This window comes from Leptospira andrefontaineae (genome assembly GCF_004770105.1).
Classification (GTDB): domain Bacteria; phylum Spirochaetota; class Leptospiria; order Leptospirales; family Leptospiraceae; genus Leptospira_B; species Leptospira_B andrefontaineae.
In genome coordinates this window covers 213,952-229,725 of record NZ_RQEY01000018.1, presented here as the reverse complement: position 1 = coordinate 229,725, position 15,774 = coordinate 213,952, and the positions used below count along the sequence as shown (strand labels likewise).

General features: G+C 39.0%; 15 protein-coding genes. 3 read left to right on the top strand and 12 right to left on the bottom strand.

Going from position 1 to position 15,774, the window contains the following annotated elements:
* The first annotated feature begins 5 nt into the window (after nt 1–5).
* The gene (locus EHO65_RS12715; RefSeq protein ID WP_135774849.1) at nt 6–884 is read left to right on the top strand and encodes an NAD(P)-dependent oxidoreductase; all 879 of its coding nucleotides are present in this window, start codon (nt 6–8) and stop codon (nt 882–884) included.
* Here the strand turns inward: EHO65_RS12715 and EHO65_RS12710 are convergent.
* The 6 genes from EHO65_RS12710 to EHO65_RS12685 all read right to left on the bottom strand — a co-directional run bounded on the left by EHO65_RS12710 (nt 856) and on the right by EHO65_RS12685 (nt 6,323).
* Nucleotides 856–1,416 carry a GDYXXLXY domain-containing protein gene (locus tag EHO65_RS12710; protein ID WP_135774848.1) on the bottom strand — a complete coding sequence of 187 codons (561 nt, stop codon included), beginning with the start codon at nt 1,414–1,416 and terminating at the stop codon, nt 856–858. The genes EHO65_RS12715 and EHO65_RS12710 overlap by 29 nt on opposite strands.
* Nucleotides 1,413–2,606 (bottom strand): DUF2157 domain-containing protein, encoded by a 1,194-nt coding sequence (locus EHO65_RS12705; protein WP_135774846.1) that lies wholly within the window; start codon nt 2,604–2,606, stop codon nt 1,413–1,415. Before EHO65_RS12705 ends, EHO65_RS12710 begins: the two co-directional genes overlap by 4 nt.
* Nucleotides 2,607–2,706: 100 nt before the next feature.
* On the bottom strand, nt 2,707–3,570 hold the full coding sequence (locus tag EHO65_RS12700) for a M48 family metalloprotease (protein ID WP_135774844.1): 864 nt from the start codon (nt 3,568–3,570) through the stop codon (nt 2,707–2,709).
* 8 nt (nt 3,571–3,578) lie between these two features.
* A complete protein-coding gene (locus tag EHO65_RS12695) occupies nt 3,579–4,433 on the bottom strand; it encodes a DUF2797 domain-containing protein (protein WP_135774842.1) in 855 nt (284 codons plus the stop codon).
* Nucleotides 4,430–5,032, bottom strand: coding sequence for an LIC_11883 family protein (locus tag EHO65_RS12690; protein ID WP_135774840.1), 603 nt, complete (start codon nt 5,030–5,032; stop codon nt 4,430–4,432). Before EHO65_RS12690 ends, EHO65_RS12695 begins: the two co-directional genes overlap by 4 nt.
* A 31-nt stretch (nt 5,033–5,063) precedes the next feature.
* The gene (locus tag EHO65_RS12685; protein ID WP_135774838.1) at nt 5,064–6,323 is read right to left on the bottom strand and encodes an exo-beta-N-acetylmuramidase NamZ family protein; all 1,260 of its coding nucleotides are present in this window, start codon (nt 6,321–6,323) and stop codon (nt 5,064–5,066) included.
* 66 nt (nt 6,324–6,389) lie between these two features.
* Here EHO65_RS12685 and EHO65_RS12680 point away from each other — a divergent pair, with 66 nt between their 5' ends.
* Entirely contained in the window at nt 6,390–7,637 is a 1,248-nt protein-coding gene (locus tag EHO65_RS12680) for a lipoprotein LipL46 (RefSeq protein ID WP_135774836.1), read from the top strand.
* Nucleotides 7,638–7,710: 73 nt separating this feature from the next.
* Here EHO65_RS12680 and EHO65_RS12675 read toward each other — a convergent pair whose 3' ends face one another.
* Together EHO65_RS12675 and EHO65_RS12670 are read right to left on the bottom strand one after the other, a co-directional pair.
* Nucleotides 7,711–8,256, bottom strand: coding sequence for an SRPBCC family protein (locus EHO65_RS12675; protein WP_135774834.1), 546 nt, complete (start codon nt 8,254–8,256; stop codon nt 7,711–7,713).
* A gap of 2 nt (nt 8,257–8,258) precedes the next feature.
* Nucleotides 8,259–8,579, bottom strand: coding sequence for an ArsR/SmtB family transcription factor (locus EHO65_RS12670; RefSeq protein WP_135774832.1), 321 nt, complete (start codon nt 8,577–8,579; stop codon nt 8,259–8,261).
* A 334-nt stretch (nt 8,580–8,913) separates the two neighbouring features.
* On the opposite strand from EHO65_RS12670, the gene EHO65_RS12665 reads away from it, so the two are divergent.
* The gene (locus EHO65_RS12665) at nt 8,914–10,929 is read left to right on the top strand and encodes an acyltransferase family protein (RefSeq protein WP_135774830.1); all 2,016 of its coding nucleotides are present in this window, start codon (nt 8,914–8,916) and stop codon (nt 10,927–10,929) included.
* Nucleotides 10,930–10,974: 45 nt separating this feature from the next.
* On the opposite strand, the gene EHO65_RS12660 is transcribed toward EHO65_RS12665, so the two are convergent.
* The 4 genes from EHO65_RS12660 to creD all read right to left on the bottom strand — a co-directional run bounded on the left by EHO65_RS12660 (nt 10,975) and on the right by creD (nt 15,713).
* A complete protein-coding gene (locus EHO65_RS12660) occupies nt 10,975–11,823 on the bottom strand; it encodes a flagellin N-terminal helical domain-containing protein (RefSeq protein ID WP_008590488.1) in 849 nt (282 codons plus the stop codon).
* A gap of 408 nt (nt 11,824–12,231) precedes the next feature.
* Entirely contained in the window at nt 12,232–13,077 is an 846-nt protein-coding gene (locus EHO65_RS12655; protein ID WP_008591598.1) for a flagellin N-terminal helical domain-containing protein, read from the bottom strand.
* A gap of 532 nt (nt 13,078–13,609) precedes the next feature.
* A complete protein-coding gene (locus EHO65_RS12650) occupies nt 13,610–14,311 on the bottom strand; it encodes a DUF1361 domain-containing protein (RefSeq protein ID WP_135774828.1) in 702 nt (233 codons plus the stop codon).
* Between the two features lie 67 nt (nt 14,312–14,378).
* Nucleotides 14,379–15,713 (bottom strand): cell envelope integrity protein CreD, encoded by a 1,335-nt coding sequence (creD, locus tag EHO65_RS12645; RefSeq protein WP_135774826.1) that lies wholly within the window; start codon nt 15,711–15,713, stop codon nt 14,379–14,381.
* Nucleotides 15,714–15,774: the final 61 nt, after the last annotated feature.

Here is a 15,774-nt window from a genome sequence, read left to right as displayed (position 1 = left end):
TCCGTATGTCTTCTCGAAAAATTGCAATCATCGGAACTGGAATCATGGGAAGAGGGATCGCAAATAATCTCTCTAAAGAAGGTCATTCTCTCCAATTATATGCTCGTGATCCTAAAAAGATACAAGACCTAAAATCGGATCGGGTCTCTATCCATGGAAACATCAAAGAAACTGTAAAAGATTCTGAAATTATAATACTCTGTCTGACAGAGGATCATGTGGTAGAAGAGTCAGTATTCTCCGCAGGACTTTTGGAAACAAAGGCAAAATATGTGATAGATATGGGCACCACCTCCCCTTCTCTAACATTCAAACTAAAGGATACATTCCAAAAACAGAATATTCAATTCTTAGATGCACCTATGACAGGATCCAAAAATGCAGCCAGAGATGGCCAGATCTTATTTATGGTGGGAGCAAAATCCCAAAAAGAGGTCCAAGACATTTCCTTTGTCTTCGAGATCTGCGGCAAGAACACAGTATATTGTGGAGAAGTGGGAGACGGGCAGAAAGCAAAAATTGCACTAAATATGGTACAAGCTGGGATCTTTCAAATCTATATGGAAGGTTTCCTATTGGCAAAAAATCAAGGCATAGACCCTTCTATCCTGAAATCCATTTTAGAACAATCCGCTGCTAAGTCAGGAATTTCAGAGTTTAAGTTTCCATTTGTATTTTCAGGAAATTACGAAACACATTTTGCTTTAAAAAATATGTATAAGGATCTCAAACATGCACTCTCTTTGGGAAAAGAATCCGGAACAAAGTTACCACTCTCTTCCGGATTAGATGAGATCTACCGCGCCGGTATGGACGCGGGTTTTGGCGAGAAAGACTATTGTAGTCTAAACGAGGTTACTGCGAAGATACCTCCGGCCAAATGATCTTTTCGATCAAACCATTTCCGTTTTCGTCCATTCTCAATTGGATTTTGGCGCCAGGCTCTCGTAGCTTTTCTTCTAACTCTTTCGCACTCGCTTCCGGGATAAAGTATTTGCGGAAAGGATAATTAAAGTTTCCGTAATTACATTCTCCTTTGACGTGGTTCCAGCAAGTTGTATCGTCTTTTAGTTCGTTACAATCCGAGTAAAAACGTATTTCATATTCGGTAGGTTCTCTGGAATCAAAACAAACACAGGTTTCTTTTTTAGTGAGTTTACTTCCGTCCGTAGTTGCAACTGCTGACTCGACAGCGGAAGAAACGTAATCACCCTTTAGGCAAATATCATCCGAATATTTACGGTCTATCTGGAATCTTAGATATTGTCCTGAAAGTAAATCTCTAGGATCATATCCGGTAATCGGGAGTATCAGGATTTTTCCGTTCCTAAGATCGAATTCCCTTTCTAATGCAACGGAGGCTAAAACGATAATCGGTAAAAATACCGCAAGAACTGAAATGCCAAACTTCTTCATATTCCTAACTCCTCTTCTTCTGCAAAGAGTTGATTCGCAGCACTTCTAATATTTTCCCTCATCCTAAATACTAAGATGCTGAAACCTAAAATAAATACGCCGGAAACTATCAGTCCAATTCCTGTAGCGAGTAAACTTCCGAATACTTCCAGATATACGGATACAAATCGAAGACCTAAAATTAATAAAGATAGATCGAACCATCTTCTGGATTCGAAAAATAGAAAAGTAAACGGGATCCAAGACAAAAAGAAAAATATCATAGCAGGATATTTTCCATACCAATGGAAAATTTGCGGATAATTCAGAAAACCTAAGAATAATCCAGAAATGGAAAGTAGAATGATCTTCCTGCGAGAGAAACGTTTTCTGAAAATCTGAGAAACTGTGATTAACAGAATTGGAAGAAGTAAAGGCCAGTACCATGAGAAAGGCAAATCGTATCTTCTAGCAAATTCAGGATCTTGGTCTAAATTAGGAATATCGTGGGTTTCAAAACTTCCCCAAACGGAAGCAGTTAAAAAGAAACCGAAGGCCCAAAGTAAGAAAGGATTCACCAGGATAGAAGTTTTACTTTCTTTCGTTTCCAATCTTCTCTCCGTAAAGATAGCAATCCCGGCAAATAGCCAAGACGCTACAAAAAAGAAGAGAGAAAAATAATGGCTTCTTTCCTTCCAACTGATATCCGGATGATTGTCTATCCAACTCAAAAAAGAAGAACTGAATACTGCGATCCATAGATGTTGTAATACCCTACCAGGATACATGATCACGAGTAAGATCGTAATTCCGGACCAAAGCAAAAGTGCCTGGTATAATTTTCCTTGGGTATGATAGATCTGGGAAACTAGACCAATATTCGCAAAAAATAATACACAAAGTAGTAAAACTAAAAGATATCGAATTGTATCGTTCCAGATCTCTTTTCTTTGGGAATATAGGATCGCAATCCCAATTCCGGAGAGAAGAGTAAAACTTGTGATTAATTTAACTGAATAATGGATCTTATCCCAATTAGCAGCCACCATTGCAATGACTCCGAGTCCAATGACCACGATCCCCAATGCTAAGAAGGAATAGAATACGTAAGGAATTTTTTTAGAATCTTCGAATTTGAGAATGGACTCTGCCTGAGCCTGGCTGATGAGTCCGGAATCCACCCAAGTTTTTAGTTTTTTCTTCCAATTCATAACGCGAAAGTTATCCGAATGGAATCGAAATCAGTCAATCTTTCTTTCTATATTTTACCGGCAGAATCTCACCCGGTTGGAAGGATTATCAGATGAAGAATCAGTCTTCTTCTTGGCTTCCTAAAGATCTTTCTATATTACTGCGATATCTTTCTTTAAAATAGGACTTTGCATTCGGAGCGCCGATCTTAGCATCTTTCAGTCTTTTTTCGTTTGCAGAAATTCTATCCTCGTCCAGAGGGTGAGTGCTCAAATATTTCTCCAAAGGAATATCTGTACCTTTTAACTCAGGATTTACCTTCTTCTCTTTTTGGATATCTTTGAAAAAGTCGGCGATTGCCCCCGGATAATAGGGAGTGGATCTCATATAATCAAATCCGAATTCGTCTGCTTCTTCTTCCATAGAGCGACTATTTGCGAGACCTAATAGATTTGTAGAAAGACCTGCTATGTCTGCCGCATGTTGTGCTAAATCAGGACCAAGTACGTAAGAAAGTACAAAGTATAATCCAAAATATAAGGTAAGATTCGTGGATAATTGCTTGGTAGAATGCCTTCTTTCCGCATGTGCAATTTCATGAGAAAGAATACCCGCAAGAGTAGCTTCATTTTTTACAAAATGAAGAAGACCAGTATATACGAATATATAACCACCTGGTGCGCAAATAGCATTGATTACCTTATCATCATCTATTATGGTTACCTTATATTTGAATTCGTCCTTGTATTGGATAGATTTGGATTTTAAGATACGATCGACTATCGATTGCAGATATTTTTCTAAGGCCTTGTCTTTATAAATTTCGCCGTGAGCTTCGCCTGTTACAGCAGCCTTATAAAATTGTTCTCCTAAAAATCGGTCAACATCTAAAGGAAAAACAAGATCTACCATCCAACCGCAACCTTGGAGGGAAAAAAGTAAAAATAGGACCAGGAAATATTTACGAATAGATTTTTTACTCACAGGATAACTCACTCCGAATACAAACGTATTTCGTATCCGCCATAGGCGCGGATATTAATAACAACATCCTCGAACAAAAGATACTGTCCTTTGATACCGAGTAATTTAGAATCTATTTCCTTCTCCTTATCTGGGGAGAAAGATTTAGATTTTTTAGGATATTCCGAAATAGGATAACTTAATTTTGTAATATTCTGCTCATTGGATTCAGTGTAAGGAACTCCTAAATCCCAAGAATCCAGAACTTCAAGAAGTTCTTTCTTTTTGGAGATTAGATCGAATGGAACTGAATCTTCCGTTACCATCTTCTGCCATTTAGTTTTATCATCTATAACGGTGGTAAATTGTTTTTCGATGAGACCTGCATCTCTTCTGGAAGTAACTTCTAAAAGTGGGATTGCTTCTTGTGCTCCCTGGTCCACCCAACGATTGGAAACCGGTTTTTCCCTTGTGATTCCCACTTTTAATCCGCTAGTGTTTGCAAGATATACTGTGTGTTTTTGGAAGCAGTAACCTTCTCCCCATTCTGGTTCCCTACAAGTTCCTAAATGAAAATGGCAGGTTTCCGGACGAAGGATACATAGATCATTCTCCGCTAATGTTTGGAAGCAGTTAAAACAACTTCCTTGGTTGAAACTTTTGCTCGTGACTTTTCCACAGTTCACGCAACGGATCTTTCCGGTAAATTCCAGTTTTACTTTTTTGCCAACGAGACTTCCAATCTTAAAATTTGCAGGAACTAGTTGTGCCTCTTGTTTTCCGGATTCGGAAGAAGGATAAGAAGCTACTACCCATATATATTCTACCGGGTCGATTCCTTCGTGGTCCATCATTCTTAAAAAACCGGAAGAGAGTTCTTTCATGGAAAAAAATATTCCTTACCGCCAAGTGGTCGCAATTTTGGATCCACTTTTACAGTTAGAATAGTGCTTAACTCCTGGCCTTTCCAGTCAAAAACAACTATTTTATCTTCATAAGAATAATGACTTAATCTTCCATCCGTATGATAGAATAATTTCAAATCACTCTGGCCTTCTTTCCCCGGAATAGAAAGTACTCCTTTACCTGCGAGAGTTCTTCCCTCATACCATTTTGCTTTTATTGGGATCGGAGGTATCGTTTTACTAGGAGTCAAACCGTTAGCAACGGATGCAGCACTTGGAGTTGTAGGCCCTAAGTTTTCCGCCACCTTCTCTTCAAAAGTAGAAACTTTTAATAATGCACATTGGAAATTTCCTTCTAATATAGGAAAATCCCGAGCACAAGAAGTTTCTTTTACATACAATTCTTGGTCGAAGGAAGCACCTGTCCGAACACTTTGAGCAATCTTAGCGAAAGCATAAAATTTCAATCGGCCTAAAACTTCCTTTAAACCGTATTCTTTCCACTCTCCATTTTCATTTTCTGCGAAAAGGGAGAAGGAAAGACAAAACAATATTATAACTACAAATCTATTTCTCATACTCTATCTTTCGAAATTTATCTATAAAACATTAGTAGATCAGATATTTCTGGATCAGCTTATTCGTAGAAGATTCAGAATCTGCATAAGAAGCCCTAAATTGTTCGTATGTAAGGCCTGCATCCACAGACTCTCTGAATTTTTCGGTCCCCCAAAGGAAGTCAATATTATGAGATCCGTCCGCATATTGTCTCCATTTGAAATCTTTATATTTCTTCTTCATAATGGTAGTTAGGTTATATGCCATTCTAATCGGATCGTATTTACGATTTACAACTGTTAAACGAAGACCTCTACAGATCTCTCCTTTAAATGGCCCGAAAACCGGTTTAAAAAATACACTTTGGTAATAATAATCACCTTTGCTGTCTTCGTTCAATTCAGAGATAATCTCTTCAGGTTCATTCATCCAAGGTGCGCCAAAATATACGAATGGAGCCTGAGTTCCTCTTCCGACAGAAACATTCACTCCTTCTAATAATACTAAACCTAGATAATTTTTTGCGGAATCCAACATAGGAAGATTCGGAGAAGGTGTCGACCAAGGGATCCCTTCTCTCTCCCAATCAAATCCTCTTTTTAGATTTTCGGGCGAAATAATATCCAGTTTCACTTTTCCGCCCAAATATTCTCCGTTATAGAACGCGGCAGCTTCGCCCAGAGTCATACCTGTGAAAAATAGAGAAGGAAATTCTCCAGCAAAGTTTAAGAACTTCTTCTGTATACCTTCTCCCCTTGCACCTAAATATAACGCAGGGTTTGGATGATCCAAAAGAATAAATTTAGTGTTTGGATCCGGCAAATTATCCATCAAACGTTTAAGAACGCTTAAGTATGTATAACAACGCATTCCCATATCGACTACGTCGAACACTACCGCATCCGCACCTTTCAAGATTGCAGGGATCTCCGAGTTTTTAACCTTATAAATATGATAGATAGGAAGCTGAAAAGTTTCATCCATTGTGACTGGAGACTTGCTGAAGTCTTCTTCCAATCCTAAAAATCCATGTTCAAGTCCGATCAAATGTTTGATCTTAACTTTTTTATCCTTAAATTCTTTTAAGATCTTCTCAGGATGTCTTCCTATGCCGGAAGGATTTGTAACGAGCACAACGGATTTGCCGGCAAGACTTGGAAGCACTTGCTCGTAAAAGGAAACTTCGGCTGGAATAATTTTAGATTTAGAAATATGACTTCTGGATGACGCTTCTACACAGGAGCCTGAGGAAATTGTCAGAAAAAAAATGAGTAAAGTTAGGATTTTTTTGTTTCTTTCTTTGAACCGCATGTAAGATACCTTATTTGTTCAGTAAATAGACAGAATTCAATACATCAAGGAGAAAAAGGAAGCGATATGGCAAAGCTGCCCATCCTGCGGATTACCGCTCTCACACTGATTTTAGGTTTCGCTTTTGCATGCGCAACGGGTGACGGATCCCGACGCAAGAAAAAAGAAGAATTCACTAGAGAAGGAAATACGATCACCGTGATCGGAGAAGCTCCGATTTACAACGGAGATATAGCGAACGCAAAACAAAGAGCGATCAAAGACGCAAAAGTTAATGCGGTACGTAAAGTAGTTGGTGAAGAAATTTCCAACAAAAGCCAAGCTTCCGATGGAGAAAGTTTAGGCTCTAGTCTACTTTCCAAAACGGATGCATTCGTAAAATCATACGATATCGTTGCGGAAGACCAAGGTAAGATAGATACCCAACCAATCTTAAAACTTACTGTTCGTTGTACTATCGAAGAATCTAAACTTTCCACTGCTGTAGAAGGTTTACTTGCTGACGTAGGAAATCCAAGAATCGTAGTTTTAGTTCCTTCTAAAGTTGGAGGAGCTCCAGTTGCTCCTTTAAGCAATGGTAATATTGCAGAAGCTGAGATCATCAAAGGACTTAAAAAAGCAGGAAACAAGATCGTAGATCCAGGAACTGCTTCTAAAACAGTTAAACCTTCCGGTTTGAATGCTGATGCGGTAAACTCTTTGGATGCCGGAGCTGCGATCTTAATCCAAGCTCAATCTTCCGGAGCGGAAGTTCTGGTAGTTGGTTCGGTAGAAACGGAAGACCAAGCACCTGTAACAGCAATCGGTGGAAAACAATTGGATAGACCTTTATTCAATACTGCAGCAACTGGCCCTTATAAAGTGATCCTACTTTGGGGAGACGGTAAAGTTGTGGCTTCTGGGAACGGAGACGCTCGCGGAGCAGATATCACTCAAAAAGTTTCCAGAGAGAAAGCACTTGCTGGTTGGGCAGAAGACGTAACCAAAAAAGTAAACAAACAACTGAAAGAAGAATGGTTCAATCTCACCGAGAACAATACGATCATTCTTAAGTTTACTGGTTTGGATGCTGATGAGTCCACTAAGTTCAAAGATGATCTGGCAGAATTAACTGCTGCAAAAGACATCAATGTTAGAACTAGCAATGTAAGCGGTTCCGAGTGGGAAGTTACCTACCCTGGAAAAGACGCACTCTTTATGGACGAATTAGTCTATAAAAAAGACAGAGGATTTACTTTCTTAGCTACTAAGAAAATGAATGTTAAGTCTGCTGCAAGAGGTGTGGTTACTTTGGAGTTTACTCCGAATAAATAATCGGTTTTCTACCAATCGAACAAAAAAGCCGACGAGAAACTCGTCGGCTTTTTTATTTTAAGTCCTTACTTTCTTAGCGACCACTTTTCAGTTTTTCACCATAATAAGCTTCATGTTGGGTAAATGTTTTCCAGAATTTAGGAACGGATTCCTTATACAATTTTGAAACTAGGATATCTAAATGAGTATGCCAGCCGGAAGAAACCATAAGTTTGCCAAACTCATCAGTCAGTTTATAATGTCGAATACTGAGAAGAACGTTTTCTCCTTTCTCCTCTAATTCGAAACTAACTTCGGAATCAGGATGCCAAGTAAAACTCAAAAAACGAGGTGCATCGATTGCAGTGATCGTTTCTACTCCACTAATACCGTTTTCCATTGCCTTAAATCTGTCCGGATAAGTTTTTTCATCAGAAAGAGAAGAATGTAAAAAGTTTAATTCTACTTTTCCTCCAACCTTTAACTCCATAGGTCCTGAAGCAAGCCAGGTGCCACGCTTTTCAGAATCAGTTAGATATTCCCAAACAGTTTCGATTGGTCCGGGTAATAATCTTTGGAAACGAACTTCCGCCTCCGAAGTAAAGGTCCCATACGTTTTGTTTACAGATAGATCTTTCATCACTACCTTCTCCCCTTTCTCATTTTATTGGCTTTCAATTCCTTTTCCAGAAGATCCAGTCTTCCTTCCCAGAAAGTTTTTGCTCTATCAATCCAGTCTTGGATCTCTTTCCAACCTTTATAGTCCAAAGAGTGGATCCTTCTTTGCCCATCCACTCTTACTTGGATCAGATTACATTCTTTCAAAACCTTAAGATGTTGGGAGATAGCAGCGGCACTTATATCAAAATGTCCTGCGATTTCTCCTGCTCCCATTTCACCTTCGAATAGTAGTTCTAAAATTTTGCGTCTGGTTGGATCCGCAATCGCATCTAAAGCCTGCATGACCAAACATTTAAGTATACACTTAATTAAGTCAAAACTTAAATATATTTTTTTAGAAAATTCTAAGCTGGAAATGTTTAGTAAAAATTGCTTTCGACGATGTAATTATTAGAAGAATAAGCATTTCCCAATCTTCAAACCTTTAAAAAAACTAACTCGCCGTACCACTCTGCACAAGTATTACCGGCATCAGTTGTTTAGTATTTCAGATCTCAGGAGGGTAAAACTAGTCTAAAAAATTTAGGTTGTTTTCACTTGACGGAAGCTAGTGTGCCAATTTTATACTGCCATTAACTTCCCAAAAAGTTCCCAAAATATTCAATTTTTTCTTTTAATGCACCAAACCCAATCAACTAACTATCGGGCCGATATCGACGGGCTGAGGGCAATTGCAGTTTCAGCAGTTGTCATTTTTCACGGTTTTCCGGAACTATTAAAAGGTGGATTCATCGGAGTAGATGTTTTCTTCGTTATATCCGGATACTTGATTTCGAAGATTATATTTTTAGGTATTGATAACTCAAGATTTAGTTTCATAGATTTTTATAATCGCAGAATACGCAGAATATTTCCCGCTTTATGCGCTTTAATCCTTTGTGTTCTAATAGTCGGATATGTTTTGTTGTTTTCTGACGAATACCAGAATCTAGGAAGACAAGCAGTTGCAGGTGTCCTATTTTATTCCAATTTTGCATATCTAAAGGATGTGACAGATTACTTTAATCCACTGGCAGAACAAAAGCCACTCTTACATTTGTGGTCGTTAGCTATCGAAGAGCAGTTCTATATTTTTTGGCCTTTAATTATCTTCAATTTATCAAAGTTTTTATCAAAGGCTAATCTATTAAAATCATTATTGATTCTTTTCTCATTATCCTTCCTTTGGAGTATTCAAGTTCATTTACATGATCCAATTTACGCATTTTATCTTCCAACTACAAGAGCTTGGGAACTTATAGCCGGTGCCATTCTAGCCTGGTTACATCTCTACAAAACAGATTGGTATGAACAGTTTACAAATAACACTTCAATTAAAAATTTCATTTCCAATTTTCAATCTTTAATAGGCATTTTTTTAATTTTACTTGGAACTTTATTTATCCCTAAAAGTAACCAATTTCCTGGTTTTCTCGCCTTAATACCGGTTGCCGGAGCTTTTCTTATTATTTCAGCAGGAGAAGGAGCTTGGTTCAATAAGAAAATCCTTTCGAATAAAATAGCTGTCGCAATTGGAACGATTAGTTATCCATTATACCTTTGGCATTGGCCTCTTTTGTCTTTTTCTAATATATTAGAATCAGGAAAGCCAGAGCTTTGGATTAGAATTTCCGCAGTTCTGCTTTCGATTATTTTTTCTATCGCCACTTACCTTTTCCTAGAAAAACAAATAAGATTCCGACCGGGAAAATCTGTCACGGTCTTCCTAATTACGTTTTTAATCGGACTTGGTGTAATCGGTCAGAGTATTCACTCTAATAAAGGGTGGAAATTTCGTGGAGTTTCTCCTCCTGAAGAAATTCCTATAGAATATCTAAATTGGCAATCTACGCAAGGCGATTGTGTTAATGAATTCAAAAAGTCTCTCGGTTCGGGAATTACATATTGTAGTAGAAATTCTTCAGGTCCAGTCCCTACCGTCGCGTTGATCGGTGATAGTCACTCATTTCATTTTTTCTATGGCCTTTCGGAATATTTTAAACTTCATACCGGAGAAAACCTTTTAAACCTTGGAATTATCGGATGCCCGATGCTTCTAGGAGTTCCGAAGAGTTATGTTGGTGATTGCAGCAATACTAAAGAGATCTTGGACTATATAAGCAAAAATCCTTCCATTAAAAAAGTTTTATTAAGCGGCAGAGGACCGATCTATTTAACCGGAAAAGGTTTTGGGGAAATAGAATCACATATTGACTTTAAACTTATCTTTACTCCAGACCCAAATATTACCGATCGAAGGATCATTTACAAGACCGCTTTCTTAAATGCAGTAAAAATGCTAATCGATGCCGGGAAGGAAGTAATAATCATTTCCGATACTCCTGAATTAGGTTTTCATGCGAAGTCATGCGAAAATACGAGGCCGTATAAAATTTCAAGAAGCAAAAATAAAAAATTATGCGCTGTCCCTCGATATGATTTTCAAGAAAGAAGTGCAGAATATCATAAAATTATTAATGAAATCAAAGATAATTTTCCGAAAGGAAAAGTGAAAATCTGGGAATCTTGGAGAAATCTTTGTGATGACAATTGGTGTTGGGCATATAAAGACGGCCAAGTTCTTTTTAAAGATACAAATCACTTAAATGAAAAAGGATCTTACTGGATAGGAAAGTATTACGATCCAAAATAAAAAAAGCCACCGGAGTTTCCATCCGGTGGCGCCTGTTCCCGAAAACTACATTTGTAGAAGTTTGAGGACCGAATTCGGTTTTAGGTTTGCTTGCACTAACATCGCCGTACCACTCTGCACGAGTATTTGTTTTGTAGTTAGAGCAACCATCTCCTCCGCCATATCAGCGTCACGAATTCTGGACTCAGAAGCTTGCATATTTTCATATGCTGCCATGAGACCTTTTGCGGAATGTTCCAGCCTATTAAAATAAGCTCCCATATCCGCCCTCTGCTTCATGATCTTTCCGAGTGCAGCGTCGGCTAAGCCGATCACTTCATTCGCCTCCCCAGGAGAAGAAACCGCAATCGGTCTACCGTCTGCCTTGGTAAGCTTTAAAGCTCGGGAAGTCATAGTTCCTATGAAGAACCTTTCCCTTTGGTTCTGGTTCGGTCCCATATGGAACCACATAGAAGCTCTTTTGGAACCTCTAGCGAAGTCTCCTTCGAACAATTTGAATCTATTGAACTCAGCTTGAGAAGCAATACGATCCACTTCGTCGACAAGGGCGGAAACTTCCACCTGAACCAATTGTCTGTCTTCGGGGCTGTAAATCCCATTCGAGGTTTGGATGGCCAAAACCCGGATCCTTTGGATGATATCCGAAGACTGTTGAAGGAATCCTTCTGCAGTCTGGATGAAACTCATCCCGTCTTCCGTATTTCTCTCCGCTTGTCTCAGCCCGTTGATCTGCGTTCTGAGTTTTTCGGAGACAGCCAAACCCGAAGCATCATCACCGGCAGAATTGATCCGCATGCCGGACGACAAAGCTTTCATGGTTTTATCCACAGCTAGCTCGTTGAACTTCAGAGAGCGGTGAGAATTCACCGCACTCAGGTTGTGATTGATAATCATCCTACACTCCTTGTAGAGAGTTTCCGGAGGATCTCCCTATCCTCCGATCGGACATGACCTGTCCGGTGCTCCGGGATGGACCCGGTCGGACCACCCGACAGGTCATTTTCCCCCGAGGAGATCTAGGATATTTTCAATCAACCGCAATAAGGCTAACTAACGTCAGCGATCTTGCAAAAGTACAATAAGCTTTAGGTTATTACTAACCCGGTTCGGTTTCTTCGGAATTCCTCCTTGGAAAAGGAACCGGAAAAAAATTGGGGAAAGAAGAAGACTAGACCCGACGTTTTTCCTGTACCTTTTCATTAGGGGTCCGTAGACAACGATAGCCGCATGCGCGGCTTCGGAGTTCTACAGAAAAGTTCCCGGTGCGGGAGCATCACTGCCCCCGCTGCCGGAAAGTCCTAATTACCTAAGTAACTGGAGGACAGACTGAGGTCTTACGTTAGCTTGTGCTAACATTGCAGTTCCTGATTGAACCAAAATTTGGTTCTTAGTGAATGCAACAGTTTCCTCTGCCATATCCGCGTCCCTGATTCTCGACTCTGAAGCTTGGATGTTCTCGTAAGCTACCATTAGGCCTTTAGATGCATGCTCTAAACGGTTATAGTAAGCTCCAAGATTTGCTCTTTGTTTGTTGATTTTCATTAAAGCATCGTCAAGAAAGCCGATTGCTTCGTTTGAAAGTTCAGCGGTAGAAAGAGTCAAAAGTGTTCCGTCAGACTTGATCAAATTCAGAGCCTTAGCGGTCATAGTTGCGATATAGACACGTTCCCTCTGGTGCTGGTTCGGTCCGATGTGGAACCACATAGAAGCGGTTCTTGATCCGCGAGCGAAATCGCCTTGGAGCAATGCCATCTTGTTGAACTCAGCTTGGGAGGAAATGCGATCAATTTCGTCTATAAGCTGAGAAACTTCTACTTGGATCATCTGACGGTCTTCTGCACCGTAGATTCCGTTGGAAGATTGGATAGCAAGTACACGGACCCTCTGGATGATATCATTAGTTTCCTGCAGATATCCTTCAGTTGTTTGGATCAGGGACATGCCGTCCTCAGTGTTTCTCTCCGCTTGGCGAAGTCCTTTCACCTGAGTTCTCATTTTCTCGGAAACGGCTAGACCGGATGCATCATCACCGGCGCGGTTGATACGCATACCGGAAGATAGTGCCTCCATGTTTTTCGCCACTTCGTTGTTCTGGAACTTCAGAACGCGGTGGGAGTTAATCGCGGCTAAGTTATGGTTAATGATCATTTGTTTCCTCCTTGAAACTGAGATCATGAGCCCGGCGTCCGTGCCGGGATCTGTGCTGGTTTGGTTTTGGTCTTTTTTCTATATGTTTAAATGAAGGCTGAAATCTGGGAAAAACCTAGAAATTCAGGGTTTCCTTCAAATATATCTTCGGTGAAGGGATCGGCCTAGATTAATTCTTACGAAAATGAATAATTTCGTTATTTTTAGCTGTTTTTTAATGATTTTTAGCTATTTTTAAAGAAATAAGAAAACAGGAGTTGAAGATTTTTTTCCAAAAAATTATTCTTTTTTGGGCTCATCTAAAGGTTCGAACGAACTGCAAATTTCCATAAGCATTTTTTTTGGAAACTTGCGGAGTTTAGGTAAGACACTCAATATTTTCACACAGAGGCGCTGAGACGCAAAGGAATTATGAAATAGCGGAAATTGGAACATTTTCCTCCAAGCTTTCACCCACAACTTATTGTAATTCCTCCCCTACTCTGTGGCTTTGAGCCTCTGCGTGAAAAATCCCCCTGCGACTCTTCTTACCTTAGCGCGATCTTTTCAGATTTGAAAGAACTGGGCGGATCTTCATTTCACCCATCGATAAAGCTAAAAGATACGCAAGAAACATCCCCGCAGATAGAAATCCGAGCGATAAGAGTAATTTCCAATTATTGAATACTATCCGTAGAAATTCCCAAGAATCGGAAAAGAGAGATTGAGGATTTCCAACTAAATCCCAGGAATTCCAACGATAAAACCTACCAATACAAATTCCTAAAACTGTCAGTGGAGAAATACAAACTACAAATACCCAGCCTAACCAATGATTGATCTTATCGCTTAAGACTAATTGGATAATTCTCAAAGAGATAAAGCCTGAAAACAATCCACACCAGGAAAAAGAAAAGATCATCAATATATCAAACCAGATCGGAATAGAATTCCTGACTTTTAAATGTACGAAATCTGTAACAATATAAGGAGCATTAGGAAAGAATATTAACCAAACTACTAATAAAATAAAAAATAATATGCCTACTCTACGATTTCTATATTCATAATATGTATAGATAAAATATGAGATGACTAAAGGAACTATGGCTAAAAACAAATTCCAGACTAAAAAAGAGAAACTCCTCTCTCTGGAAACTAAGATGCGCATTGCGACTAAAAATACGCTAACAAAACAACTTAACGAAAATACAAACAATTGTTGGATAAAAGGAATTTTACTGATAAATTTCATAATAATTTAAACCGGCAAAAATTCTTTCAGGGATAATAAAAATTCTCCCTGAAAGAAAAAAGAAATACTAAGCCGGCATCTGCTCCTCTTTCGCTCCGAAAGAATACCAATCCACATTTCGAGTGAGATGCATAAGTCCTGCTAAAGCGAAGAATACGGCTAAAGAACCTAAAAGTAACGCATTCTCTTCCGATGCAAGGATCACATATAAGAAGATATAAAGAATAGTAAAATATCCCCCAGCCAGATATCCCCTCTTTTTATCTTTTAACACGGATGTCGCATAATAAGATATTAATCCGGATACAGAAACAGATGCACAGATATAAGCTAAATTGAATCCTATATGTTCAGAAAGAGAAAGATTTAAAACATAGAATACCAACATCGCAGCGCCGATCATTAAATATTGAAGAGGATGCAAAATTTTTCCTCCGAAAATCTCCAAAAGGAAAAATAATGCAAAACTTGCCATCAAGAACAAGAACGCATATTTTAAGGATCTTTCCGATTTTAAATAATGATCAGCGGGGATTATAAAACGAACTCCATATGCTGAATTTATAATAGATTCAGTATAGGAGCCTGTCATATCCTGGATTACCTGCGGATAATTTCTTGAAAAGTAAGAAGATTCCCAGGCCGCTTTAAATCCTTTTTCAGATACGGATCTTTCACTTGGAAGGATCGAACCCTCAAAGGAAGGATCTTTCCAATCAGAATACATTTTAATGGAACTACTCTTTCCCACGGGAGCCACATAAATAGAATCAGATCCTTTTAGGGGGATCTTCAATGAGAAGGAAATATTACCATTACCTTCCTTAGGATTTAATTTGGCGTGAAGTCCTGCTGGGAAAAAATAAGAAGAAGATCCTGGCTGCAAAGATGTATCATTTCCAGCCACGTTGAATTTTACATCTTTTCCGATTCCTTTCGGGTCGGAAACGGATAGAATCACTCTCGTTTGAGACCACAAAATAGTTTTAGTTCGGGCAGGAAAATCCGTAAGAGAGGGAGATTTAAAATTACCTTCCATTTTAAAATCTCCGGAAAATAATACGGTTTCATAAATGGATCTTTTCCTTTTTTCCGCTTTTAAGTCGGAATCAACGGTTAGATTTTCAGGTAGAATAAAAATTTCTCCGCTTTCGCTATCCACCTCTTCCTCATCTTGGACATTCTTCTTTGTTTTCTCTAATTTATACGGGATTACCAAAAATGGTCCTGCAATTACCTGACTTGCACCCCATTTAGAATTCATTTCCTGTACGGCTTCTCTAGATCTGTCCTGCCTTTCGCTGACAAGAGATCCCATCATAAACAGAGGAATTACGAATCCGAATAACATTCCACCTAGAATAAATACCCTAACACCAATAGAGGTTTTTAATTTACTCATCTAATCACTCCTTGCCAGACAGTATCCGATCAATAAGTGATTTGATTATGAGCGAATTGTG